General features: G+C 56.2%; 20 protein-coding genes, 1 tRNA gene and 1 pseudogene. 7 read left to right on the forward strand and 15 right to left on the reverse strand.

Annotated elements, in window-relative coordinates; all coding sequences use genetic code 11:
• Entirely contained in the window at positions 1-1401 is a 1401-nt protein-coding gene (locus AC2FIC_RS01805; protein ID WP_496691037.1) for a diguanylate cyclase, read from the reverse strand.
• Positions 1402-1488: 87 nt separating this feature from the next.
• Here AC2FIC_RS01805 and AC2FIC_RS01810 point away from each other — a divergent pair, with 87 nt between their 5' ends.
• The 5 genes from AC2FIC_RS01810 (at position 1489) to AC2FIC_RS01830 (ending at position 5872) form a co-directional block, all read left to right on the forward strand.
• The gene (locus tag AC2FIC_RS01810; protein ID WP_496690836.1) at positions 1489-1773 is read left to right on the forward strand and encodes a DUF3572 domain-containing protein; all 285 of its coding nucleotides are present in this window, start codon (positions 1489-1491) and stop codon (positions 1771-1773) included.
• A gap of 25 nt (positions 1774-1798) precedes the next feature.
• Complete coding sequence (locus AC2FIC_RS01815) at positions 1799-2494, forward strand: HAD family hydrolase (RefSeq protein ID WP_496690835.1); 696 nt, start codon at positions 1799-1801, stop codon at positions 2492-2494.
• A 117-nt stretch (positions 2495-2611) separates the two neighbouring features.
• The gene (locus AC2FIC_RS01820) at positions 2612-4171 is read left to right on the forward strand and encodes a trimethylamine methyltransferase family protein (protein WP_496690834.1); all 1560 of its coding nucleotides are present in this window, start codon (positions 2612-2614) and stop codon (positions 4169-4171) included.
• A 121-nt stretch (positions 4172-4292) separates the two neighbouring features.
• The gene (locus AC2FIC_RS01825) at positions 4293-4880 is read left to right on the forward strand and encodes a heme NO-binding domain-containing protein (RefSeq protein ID WP_496690833.1); all 588 of its coding nucleotides are present in this window, start codon (positions 4293-4295) and stop codon (positions 4878-4880) included.
• Complete coding sequence (locus AC2FIC_RS01830; RefSeq protein WP_496690832.1) at positions 4877-5872, forward strand: diguanylate cyclase domain-containing protein; 996 nt, start codon at positions 4877-4879, stop codon at positions 5870-5872. Before AC2FIC_RS01825 ends, AC2FIC_RS01830 begins: the two co-directional genes overlap by 4 nt.
• Positions 5873-5917: 45 nt before the next feature.
• Here AC2FIC_RS01830 and AC2FIC_RS01835 read toward each other — a convergent pair whose 3' ends face one another.
• The 8 genes from AC2FIC_RS01835 to AC2FIC_RS01870 all read right to left on the reverse strand — a co-directional run bounded on the left by AC2FIC_RS01835 (position 5918) and on the right by AC2FIC_RS01870 (position 13400).
• Complete coding sequence (locus tag AC2FIC_RS01835) at positions 5918-6616, reverse strand: CbiX/SirB N-terminal domain-containing protein (RefSeq protein WP_496690831.1); 699 nt, start codon at positions 6614-6616, stop codon at positions 5918-5920.
• 69 nt (positions 6617-6685) lie between these two features.
• Positions 6686-7618 carry an AEC family transporter gene (locus AC2FIC_RS01840; protein ID WP_142634838.1) on the reverse strand — a complete coding sequence of 311 codons (933 nt, stop codon included), beginning with the start codon at positions 7616-7618 and terminating at the stop codon, positions 6686-6688.
• A gap of 62 nt (positions 7619-7680) precedes the next feature.
• Positions 7681-8478 (reverse strand): MBL fold metallo-hydrolase, encoded by a 798-nt coding sequence (locus AC2FIC_RS01845; RefSeq protein ID WP_271950144.1) that lies wholly within the window; start codon positions 8476-8478, stop codon positions 7681-7683.
• Positions 8475-9281: a TatD family hydrolase gene (locus AC2FIC_RS01850; RefSeq protein WP_281994858.1), complete on the reverse strand. Its 807-nt coding sequence runs from the start codon at positions 9279-9281 to the stop codon at positions 8475-8477. The genes AC2FIC_RS01845 and AC2FIC_RS01850 overlap by 4 nt, the downstream gene beginning before the upstream one ends.
• Positions 9278-10399: a DNA polymerase III subunit delta' gene (locus AC2FIC_RS01855; protein ID WP_496690830.1), complete on the reverse strand. Its 1122-nt coding sequence runs from the start codon at positions 10397-10399 to the stop codon at positions 9278-9280. The genes AC2FIC_RS01850 and AC2FIC_RS01855 overlap by 4 nt, the downstream gene beginning before the upstream one ends.
• A 10-nt stretch (positions 10400-10409) precedes the next feature.
• Positions 10410-11033, reverse strand: coding sequence for a dTMP kinase (gene tmk, locus AC2FIC_RS01860; RefSeq protein WP_496677443.1), 624 nt, complete (start codon positions 11031-11033; stop codon positions 10410-10412).
• The gene (locus AC2FIC_RS01865; protein ID WP_281994856.1) at positions 11030-12151 is read right to left on the reverse strand and encodes a D-alanyl-D-alanine carboxypeptidase family protein; all 1122 of its coding nucleotides are present in this window, start codon (positions 12149-12151) and stop codon (positions 11030-11032) included. Before AC2FIC_RS01865 ends, tmk begins: the two co-directional genes overlap by 4 nt.
• Positions 12152-12215: 64 nt before the next feature.
• Positions 12216-13400: an SPOR domain-containing protein gene (locus tag AC2FIC_RS01870; RefSeq protein ID WP_496690828.1), complete on the reverse strand. Its 1185-nt coding sequence runs from the start codon at positions 13398-13400 to the stop codon at positions 12216-12218.
• Between the two features lie 204 nt (positions 13401-13604).
• Between AC2FIC_RS01870 and AC2FIC_RS01875 the strand changes: the two genes are divergently transcribed.
• A tRNA-Ser gene (locus AC2FIC_RS01875) sits at positions 13605-13694 on the forward strand.
• A 260-nt stretch (positions 13695-13954) separates the two neighbouring features.
• On the opposite strand, the gene AC2FIC_RS01880 is transcribed toward AC2FIC_RS01875, so the two are convergent.
• Complete coding sequence (locus tag AC2FIC_RS01880) at positions 13955-14347, reverse strand: hypothetical protein (RefSeq protein WP_496690827.1); 393 nt, start codon at positions 14345-14347, stop codon at positions 13955-13957.
• A 222-nt stretch (positions 14348-14569) separates the two neighbouring features.
• On the opposite strand from AC2FIC_RS01880, the pseudogene AC2FIC_RS01885 reads away from it, so the two are divergent.
• Positions 14570-15016, forward strand: a pseudogene (locus tag AC2FIC_RS01885) (transposase); the annotation flags it as partial.
• On the opposite strand, the gene AC2FIC_RS01890 reads toward AC2FIC_RS01885, so the two are convergent.
• From AC2FIC_RS01890 to AC2FIC_RS01910, 5 genes are all read right to left on the reverse strand, one after another.
• Entirely contained in the window at positions 15007-16035 is a 1029-nt protein-coding gene (locus AC2FIC_RS01890; RefSeq protein ID WP_496870008.1) for a Gfo/Idh/MocA family protein, read from the reverse strand. The pseudogene AC2FIC_RS01885 and the gene AC2FIC_RS01890 overlap by 10 nt on opposite strands.
• A gap of 89 nt (positions 16036-16124) precedes the next feature.
• Entirely contained in the window at positions 16125-17201 is a 1077-nt protein-coding gene (locus AC2FIC_RS01895) for a Gfo/Idh/MocA family protein (RefSeq protein ID WP_496690825.1), read from the reverse strand.
• A 12-nt stretch (positions 17202-17213) separates the two neighbouring features.
• Positions 17214-18221 (reverse strand): ABC transporter permease, encoded by a 1008-nt coding sequence (locus AC2FIC_RS01900; protein WP_496690824.1) that lies wholly within the window; start codon positions 18219-18221, stop codon positions 17214-17216.
• Positions 18218-19081 (reverse strand): ABC transporter permease, encoded by an 864-nt coding sequence (locus AC2FIC_RS01905; RefSeq protein WP_496690823.1) that lies wholly within the window; start codon positions 19079-19081, stop codon positions 18218-18220. Before AC2FIC_RS01905 ends, AC2FIC_RS01900 begins: the two co-directional genes overlap by 4 nt.
• A gap of 74 nt (positions 19082-19155) precedes the next feature.
• Positions 19156-20640 carry a sugar ABC transporter ATP-binding protein gene (locus AC2FIC_RS01910; RefSeq protein ID WP_496690822.1) on the reverse strand — a complete coding sequence of 495 codons (1485 nt, stop codon included), beginning with the start codon at positions 20638-20640 and terminating at the stop codon, positions 19156-19158.
• Positions 20641-20707 lie beyond the last annotated feature (67 nt).

Below are 20707 nucleotides of genomic sequence, written 5' to 3' on the forward strand. Positions count from 1 at the left end.
TCAGGCTGCGTGATTCTGGACCATGACCTGATTGCGTCCCGCCTTTTTCGCAGCATACAGGGCCGTATCCGCAGATTTTATCATGTTGTCCAATGGTGCGGGTGGGATGCCCTGGCGAAACGTGTTGTCATCAGCTGTAATGAGGCCGATGCTGATTGTCACTGCGATTGGTTCGGCGGCCTCGGATAGGTCGAATGGACACTGGCAGATGTCGTTGCAGACGGTTCGTGCGATCCCCAATGCCCGCCGCCCTGTAGTTTCAGGCAGACCGATCAAGAATTCTTCGCCCCCGATCCGGGCCACAAAGCCGTCAGAATCAATGGAATTGCGCATGCGCTTGGCTGTTTCGATCAAGACCTGATCGCCTCCGGCATGGCCAAACTTGTCGTTGATTGATTTGAAATGGTCCAGATCGGCCACCATCACGGTAAAACCGCGCCCGGTCTGCGCAGACTGCCGGGCGATTTGCTTCAATGCTCGCATTGCATAGCGGCGGTTATGCAGGCCGGTCAGTGGATCCACCCAGGATTCCGCGATGCCACGCCGCAAAGAATCCCGCATCTGGTCAATTCGGCTTTTGCGGGCAAGCTGGTTATCAAGCCGCAACAGAGTTTCACGGGGGCAGAACCCCGCCATACAGATGGCATCCGCGCCGCGATCCAGCGCTTCGGCAGCCAGAGACGCGTCATCCTTTCTCAAGATGCCGATCAGCACTGTGTGCCGTGTTGCCCCGCGCGATTTCAAATCCGCCAGAACACTCAGGCCTGAAGATTCGCCATCAATTTCGACAATAACCGCGTCCGGGATGGGGCCGGAAAGCAGGCGGTGAAGGTTCGATATCGTGTGAATTGACAAACTGTGATGCGTATGTTCGGACAGCGCCTTCTGCCAAAGCGCCCCGGTTTTAGCGGATTGCGTCAGTAGGGCGGCGCGCGCAGCTTTGGGTGGCGTGGCAAAGGTGCTTGTCGCTTCGGCAAATCCCAAACATGGCGATCCGCTATTGTCTTGCAATTCCTGCGTATCGGCGCGTGCCCGTAACAAGCTGCGAACCCGAGCTAGCAACAACGTGTCCTTGAACGGGTGCGCCAATACATCGTCCAACCCATCTGACAATGCCCTCAACCTTGCGGATTTGTCGTTTTGCGGCGCGATAGCGACAATGGGAATATCCGCCAGATCCGGGTCGGCCATTACCACTTTCTTGACATCAGCCGCCGTTCCATCCGGCAATGACTGCGCGGTTAAGATCAAATCGGGGCGCACACGTTTCAGCAGCCCATCAAGACCCCGCAGATTTTCCCCCTGTGCGACGTGATACCAGGCCGCAGTAAGCTGTACCTTCAGCATAATTCGATTGGTTGAGGTCCCGTCCAGGACAAGGATCGTTCCTTGCACCGACATATCAGTCACCGTTGATTGCATGCGTTGCTAAAGTGTTTATGACTCTGGTTAACAAACCCTTTCCAATATCAGATCAGGGGCTTCTTTATGCCAATTTCCGCTCAATCCGCCGAAACGCTGGCGCTGAATGCCCTTACCTGGCTTGTGGGCAATGATGACCTGCTGCCTGTATTTCTGGGTTCGACGGGGGCTTCGGTACAGGACATCAAAGACAGGGCAGCAGAGCCGGAGTTTCTGGGCTCAGTTCTGGATTTTCTAATGCTTGACGATTCGTGGGTAGTCGAGTTTTGTGACGTCAATTCTGTGCCGTATGATCAGCCGGGCCAGGCCCGCGCCTTGTTGTCTGGTGGCGCGGAAGTTCATTGGACCTGAAAGCCTACCGGGCAGGAGTTTCACAATGCCAATCCAAGCCATCCTGTTCGACAAAGACGGTACCCTGTTTGATTTCGCGGAAACCTGGGGCACGTTTGGGCGCAATTTTTTACTGCGAGTGACGAACGGAGATCATGCCCGTGCGGCCGAGCTTGGGCAGGTGATCGGCTTTGACCTCGAACAGGTTGCCTATTCTGAGGACAGTGTTGTCATTGCGGGCACCGTCGAAGAAATCGCCGAGGTTCTAGAGCCGCACCTCCCGGAAATGCCGCGCGAAGAGTTGGTGGATCTGTTGAATGCCGAGTCGGCCTCATCTCCGCAAGCCCAGGCCGTTCCGCTTATCCCGTTCCTTGATGGGCTGCGCGAGGCTGGGCTGAAACTGGGTGTTGCGACCAATGACGGAGAGATGCCCGCATCCGAACATCTTTCGTCTGCAGGGATCCGCGAACATTTCGATTTTGTCGCCGGTTATGACAGTGGGCACGGATTCAAGCCAGGCCCGGGTCAACTCTTCGCCTTTGCGCAACATGTGGGGGTAAACCCAGAAAACATAGCAATGGTGGGCGACAGCCTGCATGATCTGCAGGCCGGACGGGCAGCAGGTATGAAGACGATCGGGGTTCTGACGGGTATGGCGCGTGCAGAAACGCTCGAAGCGATGGCGGATGTCGTCTTGCCAAACATCGGACATATACCTGCTTGGTTGTACGAAAAGGCGTGATCGGGTGTGAATTCGGCGGTTCAGACGTCGAAACCGACATAGCCTGTCGCAGACAGAGCGGCCAACAGTACGCGTTCGGGGCTTGCTTCTAGAAAGCCAAGTTCCGAGGAGTGTCCTATGGCCGACAAGAAAGCACGCAGAGGTCGCAGCGGAGGACGGGCTGGTGCCGCCGAGAGACGGGGCGCAGCGGTTATTGATCAGATGCCGTGGAGCCCTCCGATCAACACCGACAAACCAACCGAACCGTTGGACGAGATTGGCGTCGCGGCGATCCACGAGGGCGCAATGCGGATTCTCGAAGAGATCGGGATCGAGTTCTACAACGAAGAGGCAATCGGAATCCTGCGTGAGGCCGGATGTACGATCAACGGTGACAACGTTCGAATGGGCCGGGACTTTGTCATGGAAATGGTGCGTAAAGCCCCATCCACCTTTACCATCACACCGCGTAATCCCGACCGCGCAATCGAGATCGGGGGAAAAAACCTGCTGTTCGGAAATGTTTCGTCCCCGCCGAACTACTGGGATATGGAGATTGGCACCAAGGTACCGGGAAATCGCGAGATGTGCCGGAACCTGTTGAAGTTGACGCAGTATTTCAACTGTATCCATTTTGCCGGCGGATACCCGGTCGAGCCAGTGGATATACATGCCAGCGTCCGGCATCTGGATGTTCTGTACGACAAGCTGACTCTGACCGATAAGGCGATGCATGCCTATTCGCTGGGCAAGGAACGCGTCGAAGACGTCATGGAAATGGTGCGGATCGCAGGGGGGCTGAGCCATGAAGAATTCGAAGCCAAACCGAGGATGTATACTAACATCAACTCGACCTCGCCGTTGAAGCACGATCAGCCCATGATCGACGGTTGCCTGAGGTTGGCGCGGCGCGGGCAGGCGATTGTTGTGACGCCGTTCACCTTGGCCGGGGCGATGGCCCCCGTCACAATGGCCGGTGCAGTAGCGCAATCCCTGGCCGAGGCGCTGTGCGCGATTGCATTGTTCCAATATGTGAGACCAGGGATTCCTTGTGTCATCGGTACGTTCACCTCGAATGTTGATATGAAATCTGGTGCTCCGGCTTTTGGAACGCCGGAATACATGCGGGCGACACAGATGACCGGCCAGATGGCCCGATTTTATGACCTGCCCCTGCGGTCTTCGGGTGTCTGCGCGGCAAACGTTCCGGATGGCCAATCTGTATGGGAAACCTCGAACTCATTATGGGCGGCGGTGCAATCGGGCACCAACATGGTCTATCACGCTGCAGGTTGGCTTGAGGGTGGCCTGATCGCAAGCCCTGAAAAGTTCATTATGGATTGCGAGATATTGCAGCAAATTCAGCGGTATATGCAGCCGGAATTGACGGCAACCGGCCCTGACGAGATTGCTCTGGATGCGATCCGGTCAGTCGGCAATGACGGGCATTTCTTTGGCATTCAGCACACTCAGGATCGCTATACCACAGCGTTTTATCAGCCGTTTCTGAGTGACTGGAAGAACTATGAGGGTTGGGAAGTCGCAGGAGGCGTCTGGACCGCTGAGCGCGCGCATCACATGTTCAAGGAAATCATCACCAGCTTTGAAGCTCCGGCAATGGATGAGGGCATCCGGGAAGAGCTTGCTGACTTTGTCGCACGACGCAAAACCGAAGGCGGAGCGCCGACAGATTTCTAGCGTAATCTCAGTCACTTCCACTTCGATACTTGCATGAATTCTATGCGGTGACGCCCGCGTGTTGGGTGTTTGTTAACAAATTTCAGAGCACACTGCGTGAGAAACCAATTTGAGGTCTCTCATGCATGGTCTGATCAACCGGGCGATTCAATCCTTTGTTGCGGTGACCTACGGGCAGCCGTGCTGGATGCGCGTGATGGATTCAGCCGAACTGGGCTTTGCCGAGTTCGAGGCCATGCTTGTTTACGACGATGATATTACCGAGCAGGTATTGGATGAGGTATGCACGGTCCTGAAACGTTCACGCAGTGACGTTCTTGAAGACTTGGGAACGTACCTTGTGTCTCATCCCAACATGGAAGACCTGCGCCGTCTGTTGCGATTTGGCGGTGTCAGCTATCTGGAATTTCTCCATTCGCTTGATGATCTGTCTGACCGGGTCAGATTGGCCGTATCGGATCTAAATCTTCCGGCACTTGAATTGCATGAGCTTTCACCGACGGAATACAGATTGTCCTGCCATCCAGGTCTGCCTGGGTTTTCAAGCGTCATGGTTGGTGTATTGCGCGCGATGGCTGATGATTACGGGGCTCTGGCCATGCTATCGCATGAGGGCCAGCAGGGTGAGATCGAGTTTATCTCAATCGTTCTGGTAGAAAGCGCTTTTTCAGAAGGTCGGCATTTTGATTTAGGGGCGCGAAAAGCATGATGAACGCGAATAATCTGGCAGAGCTTTTGCAAACCCTGTGCCCGATGTTTTTGCTGGTGAACGAGGATGGGAAAGTGACCCGCGTCGGATCAACCTTGCAAAAGCTGCGCCCTGAAAAGCCGATGGAAGGTCAGAGCTTTCTGGAAATCTTTGAGCTGCTTCGCCCTAGGGCGGTTACCACGGTTTCAGGCTTGATGTCCCAGGCCGGCACCAAGTTACAGCTCAGGTTCCATGACACCCCGCGCACAGCATTGAAGGGCCTTATCGCTCCGCTGCCCAAAGGTAAGGGGGCGGTCATCAATCTGTCTTTCGGAATATCGATTTTGGATGCGGTCCGGGATTATGCCCTGACCAGTGCGGATTTCTCGGGCACTGATCTGGCGATCGAATTATTGTATCTGGTCGAGGCGAAATCGGCAGCGATGGAGGCGTCCAGATCTCTGAACCTGCGCCTTCAAGGGGCGATGCTTGCCGCCGAACAAAAGGCATTTACAGATACACTGACGGGGCTGAAAAATCGCCGGGCGATGGATGTTCTATTGGATCACATGATCTCGTCCAAATCTCCATTCGCGCTGATGCATCTGGATCTTGATTTTTTCAAATCGGTCAATGACCAATTCGGGCATGCCGCAGGCGACTATGTGTTGCAACAGGCGGCGCGGATCATGGGTGAGGAAACCCGCGGAGACGATACAGTGGCGCGTGTCGGCGGGGACGAATTTGTAATTATATACAAAGGATTGACGGACGAGGGTGTTCTCTCTGCAATCGCCAGCAGGCTGATCGAACGGCTGCGGGAACCGATGATGTTCGACAACGTGTCGTGCCAGGTTTCAGCCAGTATAGGCACGGCGCTTTCGACCCAGTTTCCATCGCTTAAACCCGCTGAGATTTTGCATGCGGCAGACCTTGCCCTGTATGCGGCCAAGCGAAATGGCCGGTCTCGCCACTGTCTATATTCGCAGCTTGTGGATCACTCACACAGATAGGTTTCCCCCTAAAGGAACCGGCAAAGTGTATGTGGTCAGACGACTCTACTTCGATGGAGAAAAAGCTTTGAGAACGGACGCTATGTGTTGCTGCACCAGTGGCAGTTCACCCACAACCGGTAAAACCTGTCCCTTGAACTTGGCCTTGCTTAATTCTTGCGGCACATCCTCAAGAACATGGCCACCCGTGCAGGCAAAAAATGGCAAACACAGGGTTTGGGCGCCGGTTCCTGCGGCGGCCACAGAAATCGAAGGGGCCTCTTCGACAAACCCAAGGCGCAGGGATCCAAGTGGTATCAGCTGCAACAAAGCGTCGCCGAATGCCGTTGCAACGGCGGAAGGGTTTCTGCTGCGGCCCGATCCATGCGCAGCGATCACAAGGTCCGTTTCTTGTGACCGCCAGCCTTTGTCTTGCAGCGTTCCCTCAAGAGTTTGCGCGACCAACTGGGGCAATTCCGGGTCCGCGCCCAAAGGATCCAGAATAGGGTTTCGGCGGTCACCAATACGCTTCGGCAGCACATCTGTGACAAACCACCCTTTGGCCATGAACAGGGGATAGATGACGGCGTCGCAGGGAATCTTGTCCAGTGCGCTGTCAAGTGCCCCAGGGGCTGCCAGCGTTGCAGAATGAACCGAAACACCGGCACACAGGGCATTTACATCGGCCGCATAAGCCGCCAAGGCCGCTTCGGCTGGTTCTGGGTCAGAAGGTTGGCCATGGGTAACGATAAGGGCGTGTGTCATAAATCTGTCCTGTCCGCTTTAGCGATAGGTGCGCCGCGTCGTGTAAAAGTCAATCCGCCAGCCGTACCGTCAGCCCAATAGGGTCAGCCAAAACCAGACGCTCAGGATAGATACTGCCGTCCCCAACAGAACAGAGGATGCAGCAACCCGTTTGGCGCGGCCATAGATGTTTGCAAAGATATAGGCGTTGAAACCAGGGGCCATGGCGGCTGTCATCACTCCGGACCGGAATAGATCCTGTGGCAGTCCAAGGGTGGATCCGAAAAGCCAGAAAAGGCTCGGGTGCAGCAGCAGAGAAACGCCGCAGACAAAGGCGATCGCCCTTAGGTCACCTTCGGGTCTGTATTTAACCAGAACGCCCCCAAGCGCGAACAGCGCGCCGGGAAGGGCCGCGCGGGTCACCAGGCCAAGGGCATCATCCACAACGGCTGGCACGCCGAGCCCGGACAGATTTACGATGAAACCCAGTGAGATCCCGACAATCAGAGCGTTGCGAAACATCGCGGTCAGGACCGAGCGAACCATTCGCGATCCTCCGTGGCCTCGGTTCCGGATCACCTCCATTACCGTGATGCCTAGGCCGTAACAAAACGGCGAGTGAAAGGCGATGACGGCATAATTGCCCGTAAGGCTTTCAGGGCCATAAGCCCGTTCAGTAATCGGCAATCCCAGCAGGACGGAATTGGAGAACAGGCAGCAAAAACCGATTGCGACGCAATCTTCCCATTCGCGGTTGAAGATCAGTCGCGCGCCGAACAGGCCGGCACAAAAGCAAAGCGCAGCAGCAGAGTAAAAGCTGATCAACAGCTTGGGATCAAAACTGACACTGAGGTCGAGATGTGAAATCGCAAGAAACAGAAGGCAGGGGATTGCAAAACCCTGAGTGAACTTCATCAGGCCATCAATGTGGTTTTCCTTGAAGTATCCAAGAAGAGTGGAGACGTAACCGGCTCCAATAACAAGAAAAACTGGAAGGATGACTTCAATGAGATTTTGCAGCATGTCAGCGTTCCGCAACAGTTATTCGCGCGGGAAAGGATATCTGCATGATCTCGGCCAGGGCTCTACAGAGCCTGATGTATCACCATGCCGTCATAAGCAGGGGTGATGTTGTCTGCGGTTTCTGCGTCGACCGTGGCATAGTCAAGATCGATATGCATGTTGGTCAGAACCGCGGTTTTTGGTTGCAACAGGTCGATCCAGCCAAGGGTCTTTTCCAGATGCGCATGGGTCGGGTGCGGGGACCGGCGCAGCGCGTCGATCACCAGACAGTCCAGACCCTCTAATGTGGTCCAGGCATCGTCATATATCTCTGCCACGTCCGGCAGGTAGGCCAGATTGCCCATTTTGAAACCAAGCGCGTCGATTGATCCGTGGTTCACCTTGAAGGGGTGAAACGGGATAGGGCCTCCGGGGCCAGTGATCTCGAACGGGCCGTCGATTGTCTTGAGGTTGAGGATCGGCGGGTAGGGTGAGTTTTCGGGTTGGATGAAGGCATAGCCAAATCGGCCCAAAAGATCATTCTGGGTGTCGCCATCAGCCCAGACCGGCACCCGTTCGCGCATGTTGAAGACAATCATGCGCAAGTCGTCAATGCCGTGGACGTGGTCGGCATGGGAATGGGTATAGACCACCCCGTCCAACCGCCCGGTGCCGGTGTCCAGCAGCTGGCTGCGCATATCCGGGGTTGTGTCGATCAGAACAGAGGTGGTGCCTTCGGGCCCGTCACGTTCGACCAGCATCGAGCAGCGGCGGCGGATGTTCCTGGGGTTTTCGGGGTCGCAGTCGCCCCAGTGACCGCCAAGACGTGGCACTCCACCTGACGAGCCGCAGCCCAAAATGGTGCAGCGCAGCGTGGTCATGCCGCCGCCTTGTAAGAGGCGACCTTGGTGAAGAGTCTTTCGAAATTGGCCTGGGTCTGCGCCGCGAAATCGGCATAGCCCATGCCAAAGACCTCGGCGCCTTTGCGGGCGGTGTGGGCGGTATAGGCCGGTTCATTCCGTTTGCCGCGAAACGGGGGCGGCGCCAGATAGGGCGCGTCGGTTTCAACCAGGATGCGGTCTACTGGCGCATTTGCGAAAATATCGCGCAATTCCTGGCTTTTGGGAAAAGCGGCGATGCCCGACATGGACAGGTAAAACCCAAGATCCAGGGCGGACTGTGCCAGTTCGGCCGAAGACGAAAAACAATGCATCACACATGAATAGGGGGCATTGCCGTATTCTTCGGCCAGAATGCGGGCCATGTCTTCGTCCGCCGCGCGCGCATGAATGATCAAAGGCAGTCCGGTACGCTGAGCGGCCTCGATATGAACGCGCAGGGATTGCTGCTGAACCTGCGCACTGTCGGCGGTATAGTGATAATCCAGCCCGGTTTCACCGATACCAACAAACTTGGGGTGCTGTGACAGTGCCACCAGCTCGTCCACAGTTGCCATCGGTTCATCGGCTGCACTCATCGGGTGCGTGCCTGCCGCGTAGAATACCGGCGCGTGAGCCTCAGCTATGGCGCGCACAGTGGGTTCGTTCCTCAACCTGGTGCAGATCGTCACCATCCGGGTCACACCGGATTCGGCCGCATTTGCGACGATCAGGTCCAACTGTCCTTCAAAATCGGGGAAGTCCAGATGGCAATGGCTGTCGGTGATTTGGGGGGTGTCGCTCATCTGTTCTGACCGGCGGTTTCCTGTATCTTGAACACCGTATCTAGGACCAGAGCGGCAGGGTCAAGGTTCACCACCTGCCCGTGGCGGGCGCGGGCGGTGATCTGGGCTGCGGTTTCCGCCCAAAGGCGTGCCTGCTCCGGCGATCTGGACAAACGGGACAGGATATCACCTTCGTTTGGCGCGGCCTCTGGCGATGGCGGAGCACCAGTCGCACCGGTCACAGCAAGACGTGACAAGGCAATGTCGATCAGCGTCAACAGCAACTCGAACCGTTCGGCTGCTCCGCGCTGTGCGGCAGCCTCGGCCAGAGCCAGAGCGCGTTGTCTGTCCAGCCGGGGCAGGGTGCTCAGGATCGCGATGAGCTCGGCATATATTTCGAGTCCGCTCAGATTTATCAGGCGGACGGCGTCCCCAACGGACCCGCTGGCCAGAGCGGCCAGATGGTCGGGGTTTCCAGTCAGCTCAACCCCGGTCTGGGTCAGTGCGGCGTTCATATCTTCCGCGTTCAGCGGCGAAAGGCGCAAGGTACGGCACCGGGATCGGATCGTGGGCAAAAGGCGGGACGGTTGATGCGATATCAACAGCAGCGTTGTCCGCGCAGGCGGTTCTTCGAGCATTTTCAGCAATGCGTTGGCGGCGCTGATGTTCATTTCATCCGCAGAATCTACGATGACGACACGGCGGCCCCCATCGGCCGAGGACAGGCCGAAGAACTTCCCAAGTTTGCGAATGTCGTCCACAACGATTTCATTTCGCAACCTGCCCTGATCGTTCACGGATCGTTTGATGGCGGCCAGGCCAGGCTCGGCACCAGCCAGAATTCGATGAACAACCGGGTGATCTGGTGGAATCTCAAGCGTTTTAGGGGGAGGTGGCGCGCCAAACAGTCCGTCCTCTTCGACCGGCGGGGTTGCCAGCAGAAACCGCGCGATCCGCCAGGCCAGCGTTGCCTTACCCACACCTCGGGGGCCGGTCAGCAGCCAGCCGTGGTGCAGACGATCAGAAGTATAGGCGTCAAGAAAGGCCTGCTCGGCCTCGGCCTGCCCAAACAGTTGCGGTGTTTCGCGCGGATGGAGGGCACCGGGTGCCTGATCCGGGATCGGGGTGTCGTCGCTCATCAATCGTCCGTCACAAGGCTTGCATGACGATATCTGTCACATCCCGGGCAACGCTGTCCATGTCCCTGTCGCCGTCGATCACGCGAAACCGGTCGGAGAACTCATCTGCCAATGCCAGAAAACCGGCCCGCATCTTCTGTTGCAGGTGAATGCCGAAATCCTCGAACCGTTCTTCGGTGCCCTGCCGACCCTTGGCCCGAGAGAGGCCGGTTTCAGGATCCATGTCGATCAACACGGTCAGATCCGGTTCACGTTTGATCATCAGCTTATGCAACTGATCGACCAATCCCCGCAGGTCGCCGCGAGATAGGCCCTGATACATGCGGGTGCTATCGGCGAAACGGTCGCAGATGACGATCTTGCCCGCAGTCAAAGCGGGTTCAATGGTGCGTTCCAGATGGTCGCGCCGCGCAGCAGTGAACAGCAGGATTTCCGTCTCGGCGGACCAGCGGTCGGGATCGCCCTCAAGAACCAGCCTGCGGATTTCTTCGGCCCCGGCTGAGCCGCCAGGTTCACGTGTCAGTACGACATCATGCCCGAGGCCGCGCAAATGCTCGGCCAGCATGCGCGCTTGAGAGGATTTGCCCGATCCGTCAATGCCTTCGAAGGTCAGAAACAACCCGCCCGCCGTCACATCGCGCCCAACGGGTTACCGATGACATCTTTTGCAACAATGCCGCCGACCGTCATGATCCGCACGAAGAAACCGCCCTTTTCGACGCTTTCCGCTGCGACCAGAGGTCGGCGGATCTCGGGCAGGCCATCGGGTTTGATGACAAGCTCAGCGATTTCCTGTCCTTTGGCGATGGGGGCCTCAAGCGGACCGTCATAGACGATTTCTGCCTCAACATTCTTATCCCCGAGAACAGGCAGCAGCAGTGTCAAATCCTCTTGCGGGACAAGATCAACCGTTTTCGAAGTGCCCATCCAGATATCGGCTTGTCCTATCGGTTTTTCTGCTTCGGCAAGCTGCCTCTCGACAAAATTGCGAAACGACCAGTTAACGACGGCCTCAGCCTCCTCTGCGCGGCGGGCGACGCTGTCGAGCCCCGACAAAACGAAAATGACCCTGCGATCCCCCTGCTGTGCCGATCCTACAAGGCCATAGCCCGCTTCTTGCGTGTGGCCAGTCTTTAGCCCATCCGCACCAATCCCAAGTTTCAGTAAGGGATTCCGGTTACGCGAATTTGACGGCACCCGGTTGTCGAATTCGAACTCTTCCTCGGCGAACAGAGGGTAATATTCGGGAAAGTCGCTAATCAGATGGTCGGCCAGAATGGCGAGGTCATGCACAGACATCATGTGGCCTGCGGCTGGCCATCCGTTCGAATTCGCAAAGTTCGAATTATTCATGCCCAGCTGTTGCGCGCGTTGGGTCATGAACCGGGCAAACCCAGCTTCGGTTCCGTCCGGGCTAAGGGCTTCGGCGATAACAACACATGCGTCATTTCCTGACAGGACTATGATCCCGCGCAGCAGGTCTTCGACCCGGACACGGTCCTGCGTGTTCAGGAACATACTTGAGCCCTTATAGCTGGTCGCATGTTCGGAAACCGGAAGTTCCTCATTCAGTTCCAGGCGACCGTCCCGCAGCGCTTCGAATGCTACAAACAGGGTCATGAGTTTGGACATGGACGCGGGCGGCAACGGCTGGTCTGCGTCTTTGGACAAAAGAACGGTTCCTGTCGTTTGGTCCATGACATAGGCAGCACGGGCTTGCGTATCGAAAGCTTGTGCGGGCAGGGCAAACATAGCCAAACCGAGGGTCAGTACAGATGATCGAAATGAGGACAGCACGAGGGGGACCTCCTTTTGCTTAATTCTTCACGGTATAGGCGTCAGAAAAGCCCAGATCTTTGACGTCGCTTTGCATTGCGTTTCGTTCCGCCCGCGTCAAAGCAGGACCAACGATCACCCTCCAAACAGTTTTGCCATTGGCTTCGAGTTTTTGAACTTTCGCAGGCAACCCGTTTCGCCGAATTTTCTCGGCAGCACCTTCGGCATTTTCTTCAACTGTGAAGGTGCCCACCTGAATAAACGGTTTTGAAAGCGATGAAACGGAGGTTGCCTCAGTGCTGGCTGCGGTTGCTGCCGGGGTAGGGGCGGCCTCTTCGATGGCCGCTGCAGCGCCCTCAATCGGGTCCAGAGGTGTTTCGGTGATTTCGTCGGCAGGCTTCTTTTGCCACCATTTCCGCTTCGGTGCAGCCTCGGTTGGCGGCGCGACAGTGGGATCGGTCAGATTTGCGGTTGGTGCTGGCTCAGGCGCCGCCTCGATAATCTCTGTTGCCACCTCATCGGTCTTTTCTGCGGTTTCAGCCACGGCTGAAGCTGTCGCAGCACCAGCTGCAGCAACTGGAGCCTTCTTTTGCCACCATTTACGCTTGGCTGGTTTATCAACGTCTTCGGACACATCTGCTGTGGTCTGGCTATCGGTTTTCTTGTCCTGAGGTTCAACCGCCTCAGCCGTTGGGGTCTCTTCGGGTTCAGCGACCTCTTCGGGCTCAGGAGCTTTTTCTTCTACTTTCTCGGCAGGCTTGCGCCGCAGGGCAACTACTTCAACCCGAGTCGGTGCGCCTGCGAGGATACCCAGTTTCGCGGCGGCAGTCGAAGACAGTTGCAGCGCAGGGCCCGGCAAGTTGCGTTCGCGGCGGAAAAGTGCGCCGGTTACGGATTTGTTGTTCTTTGTATTCGTTATCCGAACACGTTCAGGCTGTGTAACGTCCGGGTGCGCGACCCAGATTCCGCCCAACGAGGGGCGCCCATCCCACAAACCGGCTTCGGTGACCTTGAAGACATCAGGAGCTTCAACATCATCACGCGCGTTCCCTGTCGTTTTGGGAAACAGCTCTAATTTGCCGTCGTCCTGCACGCTTTCGTCCGCCTGCTCGGTGGATGTTCCACCCGATGTCAGGGCCTCGTCGCACCCTGACAGAGCCGCAACTGTTATTACCAGAACCGCCAGTGCCCGCGGTTTTGCGCGTGTCGTGGTCGCTCGATCCATATTTGCAATCCCTTGCCTGTAAGGGGCCTCTTTCATCGTACCCCGCCGCCGATCGCTGGTTCTGAACTGCCAGCCTGTCACGGTCTTTCACGCAAAGCATAGCCTGCACGTTCGGCCATGGAAAGTCTGCTGCACAGGCTTCGGCAAGATTTCCCTATTTGGTCTTGCCACCGTTTAAAGATAGCCTTAGACCCGGCCCCACGCGGGGAGGTGGCAGAGTGGTCGAATGCGGCGGTCTTGAAAACCGTTGGGCGTGAGAGCGTCCCCAGGGTTCGAATCCCTGTCTCCCCGCCACTCATACCTGTCTCACTTCAGTTGTGTTTTCTGATCCGGAATTGCGCTGCAATTCCCGCGAGTTGGCGCATGCGCTTTCAATCAGAGATGGAGCAAACCGTACACTCAGAACGCAATTCAGGCCTCAGTCTCAGTGGCGCATTTTGGCGGGGTCGCTTTGGGAGGGATTTCCCTGATACCCGGCAACTTACAGGGAATTTTCGTGAGATGGGTCTGGAATCCAGAGTTTCTCCTCTCAGAAATGTATGTTTTTCAGAGATCTATGCTGCAAATTCCCAAAAAGGTGGAGTAGGGAATTGTTCCCACAGATCAAGGAGGGCGAACCCTGTATCTGGGAGGCCGGTTCTTGAGGTGTCAAAAGTCGAACGACATTCCTGTTCGGCCCAATCAAGTGCGTGGGTAACGCTGACCAGACGCTTGAGTGTGAGTTCGGGCGGCCGGGTGCCGTCGAGAATCGCGGCCTGAATCTTCGGTGAGAGAAAGGCAGTCAGGTCGCAACTCCCGATGAAGCGAGAGAAATCCTGGACTTGAAAGGAGGGGACCGCGTCGCGTTTTGAGGATAGGATGACTGACATCAACTCCCATCGAGCAACATATTTTTGGATTTCTGAAAACCCCAGGAGATCGAACCATGCGAGTGAGTGTTTTGACATTCAGCGCGCTTCTTACAGGATTTACTGCCGTTCAAGCTCATGCTCAGAACGCGGCTCAGGACATCACCAATCTTTTGCTCAGCAACCGGTCTGGAGACTGCGCGGACTATGCTGGAGTATATTCTGCTTCAGTGGAAGACGTCACGCGACAACAACAATTTAGGCCCATTGATTTCCGTTTGGCTGCGTGATTCATCGCGCTCAAATGAGCGGTGCACATGTCTGATCGGGCGCACCAAGGCCAGCATGAACACAAAGTTGCATGCGGTTTGTGACAGATGAGCCCTTTTGCGCTTTTGGTTCAAGCACAATGGCGAATGAAGCCCCTGGAATCTGTTTGTCACTGCCGGTTAGGTCAGCAACTACATTAGCGCGAGGGCATTGGTCAGCAGCCCGCCAAATGTCGAATGGTTGCTGGGTGAGCGCGGATATGATGCCGATTGGTTTAGAGAAGCGTTGAAAGACAAAGGGATACGCGCGTGCATCCCAAGCCGCAAACAGCGCAAGACAACTGTCCGATACGACAAGCGCCGCTACAAACGCCGCAATCGGATTGAGATCATGTTTGGCAGATTGAAGGACTGGCGACGTGTGGCGACGCGGTTCGACAGGTGTCCCAAACTCTTCCTTTCAGCAATCGTTCTCGCCGCTTTGGTAATCTATTCGCTATGTGTCCTGAGCCTAATGCTTCCTATCTCGACCTCCCTTTTGCGTTTAGACGAAGCAACCGCGGCGAGAACGATGGCCAATGATTTTAGGTTGGTTCTTGCAGATGTTGAGGGCTCTCGGTCGTCTTCAATTGAACAAAGAAGCTCCCCCATGGCGCCACGAAACCCGTCGTTGAACCATTGTCCTTCGAGTGCAGGCCGCGCAATGCCATGCGCTGTCTCAAGTGTCACAGATTGCGTCGACAGATCCGGTCCAACTGATGTCAGGCTACCGGTCGTACCTGCAACGTATGTTGTATCGCGAGGCCCATAGGGAACGCCCCCGTCAAAAACCAGGCTTGCTTGGCCTTGGTCCAAACGAACCAGAGCCTGCGACATCAGAGGCACTTTGTTGGCCTGGCCGCGTGCAGATGTAGCAGTTGCAAAGACGCTTTCTGCTCTATCTCCGACAAGAGACGCAAGAAAGTCGAACCAGTGAATTCCAAAGTCGTAAAGTATCAGCTGGTCGATTTCGTCAAACGGGGTACCTGCAGTCCAGCTGTGATCCCAGTGAATTGAGATATGGGCCGACAGAACATCACCGATCAATCCGGCTGAAACCGCCTCACGCATCCAGGACAGGTGCGGGGCCCAACGACCGTTCTGGTTTACCGCTAGTTTAACGCCCTGATCATCTGCCAGCTTCACAAGGTCATTACCCAGATCGAGGTCGGTAACAAAAGGCTTCTGGCTGAGCACGTGTTTGCCTGCTTGCAGGGCAGCTCTGATGATTGGCACGCGATGTTCAGGGTGCAGCGTGACATCGACAACGTCGATCTCGCTATCGGCAAGAAGCGCCTCCCAGTCATTTTCGATGCGGGCAGACGGGCAGTAAACAGCAGCTTTCTCTTCAGCCTTCGCGCGCGTACGGTTCCAGATTGCAGCGACGTCCCAGCCTGCTGTTCGGTAGGCATCAAGATGGCTTGCAGAAATCCCACCCGTACCAATAACCCCGATCCGGGGTTCATAGCGTCGAGGCATTGGTGGAAGATACTGCAGATCCGGCGCATCGATTTCGTGCCGATGCGCAGATTTTAGTGCGTACTGGTCTGTATTGGCACTGTCTGAGGTCATGCGAGTAGCCGAAGTGTTCGTTTTTCATATGCCGAGCGGAGCGCCGTATCGACGATCCGTTGCGCTGTCAGGCAAAGTGCTGGATCCAGTGGCCCTTTGACCGGGATTTCTCTGGATATGCAGTCAAGGACGTACTCAATCGCATTTCGTTCACCTAACGGTAGCGGAGTCACTGGTATCTCGTGCCGGTCAGGTCGTGTACGGGTTTGAACCGTTATGTGATCGGCATAATCGGGCGATGAAATGGTGCCGTCTGTGCCCACAAAGACGAATCCGCAAGTTGGTTGAGGTTGCGTTGTCCACGGGTCGGTGAAGGTGCCCCAGCGCGTTTCCATTTTTGAGAGCCCCGTTTCATAACGGCAAACGGCAATGGCGTGTTGATCGACCTCAATCCCCGGCGTCTCATCGACTGTGCATGTCACCTCGATCGGCTCCTTTCCCCCTAAATACCAGGTTCCAAGCGTCGCGCCGTAGCCAAGGTAATCCAACAGCGACCCACCGCCCGATGCCCGCTTATACCACCATGAGTTCGGTTTCTGACGCTCAACCTCGTCCGGGGTGACTTCGACCTTGTCGGCCAGATGGTATAGGGGGCCGCGATTTCCGTCGTAGAAATGCACTTCGCGCAGGTTGCCGATCATCCCCTCATCAATCAACCGTTTGGCCGTGACGTGGCTTTCGACCCATCGTAATGGCCAGTTGATGATCAACTGCTTGTCGGTCCTATCCATTGCAGCCATCATGCGGCGCGCATCATCAGAAGATGCGGCAAAGGGCTTTTCGACAAAAACATGCAGGTCGTAAGAGGCCAGACGTTCGGTATATTCCGCATGCTGAGCCGTTGCCACACAAAGAATTGCCATGTCGTAGGGTCCCGCAGCCATGCATGTGTCGAAGTCGGTAAAGATCCGATCTTCGGGAACGCTGAATGCCGTTGCCGCTGCCTTCATCTTGTCCCAATCAGGATCGAATATACCGGCGATTTCAGCGTCAGGGTGATCGTGCACCATCCGAAGCAAGTCACCCATATGCATGTGATCGAAACTGATGCCGACGATCCGGAATTTGGCCATTGGAAACTCCCTTTAGCGCGTGCCGGTGATCCTGACGTAGAGTGCGGTAACTGCAAGAATGATCAGCCCAAACAGGGCCGTGCGCGCACCTTCCGGCATTTGCATCAATGTTAGCATAGTATCCAGCACACGTAGAATAAGTGCGCCCACAATCGCACCTGCGAAACTGCCACGACCTCCGAAGATTGATGTGCCGCCAATCACCGCCGCAGCGACAGAGGGTAACAATAAGGGGTTGGCAAGGCTCAGCGAAGTTTGACGGATCATGCCGAGATAGAGCAAGCCAGCCAGCGCAGCGATCAAACTTGAAAGCACGTAGAGCCCCAGATAGACCTGCCATGCTCGGACCCCGGACAGCTTAGCGGCCTGCTCATTGGAGCCTAGGGCGAACAGCAGCCGACCAAATCCTGTATAGCGCATAAGCCACAGGATAAAGAGCGCAAACGGGATGAATACAAAAAGGCCATTCGGCATTCCAGCGGTGCGGCCGGTTCCGAGCCAGGCAAGGAAGGCGGGGATTTCGGTGCCAGCATTGATAACGAGGCGTTGATAGACCTGCAGACATCCGGTGGCGATTAACCCCGATCCCAGTGTCATGATCAATGGATGGACCCGGACCAATCCCACACCGATGCCATTTACAACGCCCACAACTAGGCCAGCTGACAGCGCGATCAATACTGCAGGTGTCACGCCCCAAATCGCACTAAGTGTTGCGCAAACGAAGGCTGACACGGTGGCAACTACCCCGACCGAGAGATCAATTCCTGCGGTTAGCATTGTCAGCACCTGACAAGCCGCAAGCATCGCCAATGGAATTGCGAACTTGATCAGGTTGCCAACCCAAAAGGTTGAAATCAGCCCATCCCGACCTGCTCGGACCGGGGTAACGATACCTGGCCGCAATACTTCCAGCACAGCGATCATCAGGACAAGGAAGACCAATAGCGGGATGATCGGGTTGTCGCGCAGATAACGGCCAAAGCGGACCATCGGTGGATCTATGGTGTCCATGCTCATCGGCGGGCTCCTTTTAGTGAAGCCGCCGTGCCCAGCATAACGACGAGAACCATAATTGTGCCTTCGATAATTGTGGTCACGTTTGGATCGACGGCCAGCAATGTCAGGATCGTTCGAATGATCCGCAAAATGAACACCGCGATGATCGGCCCAAGCAGACTGCCTTTGCCTCCGCCCAGTACGACGCCGCCAAGTACTACGGCCGCGACCGAGGCCATAAGATATGGCCCCGGAACCGGCTCTCCAATCCCGGTCAGCGCAGCGAGGCTTAGACCGCCCATGGCGCAAAACAGCCCGCATAGCGCATAGGCCGTTATCTTTGTTCTTCCCACTGAAACGCCAGAGCGGAAGGCGGCAAGCTCGTCTGATCCGGTGGCGTAGATCGATAGTCCGAGTTTGGAGCGCCGGATTGGCATCCAGACAACAGCGATGCCCAAGGCAATGACAAGCAGTGCCTTGGGCAGCCCGGCGAATAGAAAGTGACCGCGTATTGCCTGTTCCAGCCAATCTGCAGTCGCGCCGCCCGGTGTCTCAAGGATCAACAGCGCGACGCCTTCCCACACAAACAGCATGGCGAGTGTCACAACGATATCGGGCACGCGCGTTACAACGATCAAAAGACCATTGATCAACCCCATCAATAACCCGACCCCCAACACGATAAACAAGGCCGGTACACCGGCCATGCGCTCCATCAGAACGGCTGCAGTCACAGCACAGACAGCCATCATAGACGCAACAGACAGGTCGATACCGCCGACGATTACGACGATGGCCATACCGGCGGTTGCGAAAGCAAAGGGCAGGGCGGCGCGGGCAATACTCTCCAGTCCTGACGCACCGAAAGTTGGTTGTATCAATTTTGTGATGGTCAAAAGGACCATGAGAAGAATCGCTAACCCCATGACCCATGCGTGTTTTCGGATGGCCACGCTCACGCCGCGCCCTCCGTCTCAGTCAGGCCATAGGCAGCACGCATCAGTGTTTGTTCATCCGCGTCAGCGGCATCAATCACATCAACCACGCGACCGTTGAAGATTACGACCGCGCGGTCACAGGCAAGTGGGATTTCTTCCAACTCGGACGTGTAGAATAGAACCGCCGCTCCTTGATCTGCCAACTCACGGACAAGCGGGTAAATCTGGCGTTTTGTGCGCACATCGATGCCACGGGTCGGATCGAATAGAAGCAGGGTTTCGACACCTGTCGCGAGCCAGCGACCAATGGTGACTTTCTGTTGGTTGCCACCTGAAAGCCTTTGCACCTCGCCCTGCGCGCGTGTGTCGATCTGCAGCTTCTCGACCGCGTAAGCGACCCGATCGCGCTCATGCCGCAATTTTATTGGTCCCCAGTTCTTGAGCCGGGCTGAAAATGGCAGAGCGATGTTTTCTTTAACTGACCTTTGCGCCAGCAGAGCGTCTGAACGATCGCCCGGAACGAAAGTTATCCCGACGGCAATGGCGTCGGCGGGGTGGGCGAAGTTTACGGGCATTCCATCAACTTCCATCGATCCTGAAGATGGGCGATCAAAGCCCGCCAGAACCTCAAACAGTTCATCTTGCCCCTGACCTTCAAGCGCGACCACCCCTAGGACCTCGCCGGGGAATAAGTCGAACGAAACATCCGAGAAACTGGGCTCAAAAGCCAGTGACTTAATGCCTAGGCGCGGTGTCTTAGTCTGTGGTTCATTTGCTCGAAGGATCTGACGTGTTCCAATGTCAATCTTCTGACCCAGCATCAATTCGACCACGCGTTCTTCTACGCCGGGTTCAATGTCGAGATCTCCGACAGACATGCCATCCCGCAACACAGTGGCCCGATCGCACAGTTCCGAAATCTCGGTGAAACGGTGAGAAACATAGATCACACCCATCCCGTCATTTGCTTTGCGCCTTACGGTCTTCAATACGCGTTCAACCAGATCCGTCGGCAGCGCCGCGGTCATTTCGTCCAGCAAGAGGACATCTGGTTCAACTGCCAGCGCGCGTGCCAGATCGAGGATGCGCAGCGTAGCAAGTGGCAGGTCGCCAATCATTGCCGATAGTTTCAGGCCTTCGATGCCAAGTTCTGTAACCCAGTTTTGAAACTGATCGACAGGTGTGTCTGTCAGCCGAAGATTGTCGGATACGTCGAGATCAGGAATGAGTGAGGGTTCTTGATAAACCGGCACCAAACCGGAACGGCGCGCCTCGGCGGGGCTTCCGACAAACGCTTGTTTGCCTCTGATCAATACCTGACCAGCGTCGGGTTTAAGGGCACCGGTAATGATCTTGACGAAAGTGGACTTGCCAGCGCCATTTGCGCCCATCAAGGCGACGATCTCGCCTTCGGCAACCGTGAGGTGCGCATTGGTCAACGCCCGTACGGCGCCAAAACTTTTAGCCACGTCAGACGCGTAGAGAAGTGGTGTGCTGCTCATGGATGCCCTTGAATGCCGAGTGGGTTGGATTTGCCTTCCGCCCAGCTAAAGGCGGAAGGCCAGTCAA

The organism is Ruegeria sp. CDSC079 (assembly GCF_059610505.1).

Excerpts from the sequence above, each read along its gene's own strand:
- AC2FIC_RS01835 (WP_496690831.1), bottom strand. The coding sequence starts at position 6,616 with ATGACACACGCCCTTATCGTTACCCATGGCCAACCTTCTGACCCAGAA.
- AC2FIC_RS01900 (WP_496690824.1), bottom strand. The coding sequence starts at position 18,221 with ATGAGCATGGACACCATAGATCCACCGATGGTCCGCTTTGGCCGTTAT.
- AC2FIC_RS01810 (WP_496690836.1), top strand. The coding sequence starts at position 1,489 with ATGCCAATTTCCGCTCAATCCGCCGAAACGCTGGCGCTGAATGCCCTT.
- AC2FIC_RS01865 (WP_281994856.1), bottom strand. The coding sequence starts at position 12,151 with ATGTTTGCCCTGCCCGCACAAGCTTTCGATACGCAAGCCCGTGCTGCC.
- AC2FIC_RS01830 (WP_496690832.1), top strand. The coding sequence starts at position 4,877 with ATGATGAACGCGAATAATCTGGCAGAGCTTTTGCAAACCCTGTGCCCG.
- AC2FIC_RS01895 (WP_496690825.1), bottom strand. The coding sequence starts at position 17,201 with ATGGCCAAATTCCGGATCGTCGGCATCAGTTTCGATCACATGCATATG.
- AC2FIC_RS01880 (WP_496690827.1), bottom strand. The coding sequence starts at position 14,347 with ATGTCAAAACACTCACTCGCATGGTTCGATCTCCTGGGGTTTTCAGAA.
- AC2FIC_RS01815 (WP_496690835.1), top strand. The coding sequence starts at position 1,799 with ATGCCAATCCAAGCCATCCTGTTCGACAAAGACGGTACCCTGTTTGAT.
- AC2FIC_RS01825 (WP_496690833.1), top strand. The coding sequence starts at position 4,293 with ATGCATGGTCTGATCAACCGGGCGATTCAATCCTTTGTTGCGGTGACC.
- AC2FIC_RS01890 (WP_496870008.1), bottom strand. The coding sequence starts at position 16,035 with ATGCCTCGACGCTATGAACCCCGGATCGGGGTTATTGGTACGGGTGGG.
- AC2FIC_RS01850 (WP_281994858.1), bottom strand. The coding sequence starts at position 9,281 with ATGAGCGACACCCCCCAAATCACCGACAGCCATTGCCATCTGGACTTC.
- AC2FIC_RS01840 (WP_142634838.1), bottom strand. The coding sequence starts at position 7,618 with ATGCTGCAAAATCTCATTGAAGTCATCCTTCCAGTTTTTCTTGTTATT.
- AC2FIC_RS01870 (WP_496690828.1), bottom strand. The coding sequence starts at position 13,400 with ATGGATCGAGCGACCACGACACGCGCAAAACCGCGGGCACTGGCGGTT.
- AC2FIC_RS01855 (WP_496690830.1), bottom strand. The coding sequence starts at position 10,399 with ATGAGCGACGACACCCCGATCCCGGATCAGGCACCCGGTGCCCTCCAT.
- AC2FIC_RS01805 (WP_496691037.1), bottom strand. The coding sequence starts at position 1,401 with ATGTCGGTGCAAGGAACGATCCTTGTCCTGGACGGGACCTCAACCAAT.
- AC2FIC_RS01910 (WP_496690822.1), bottom strand. The coding sequence starts at position 20,640 with ATGAGCAGCACACCACTTCTCTACGCGTCTGACGTGGCTAAAAGTTTT.
- AC2FIC_RS01820 (WP_496690834.1), top strand. The coding sequence starts at position 2,612 with ATGGCCGACAAGAAAGCACGCAGAGGTCGCAGCGGAGGACGGGCTGGT.
- AC2FIC_RS01845 (WP_271950144.1), bottom strand. The coding sequence starts at position 8,478 with ATGACCACGCTGCGCTGCACCATTTTGGGCTGCGGCTCGTCAGGTGGA.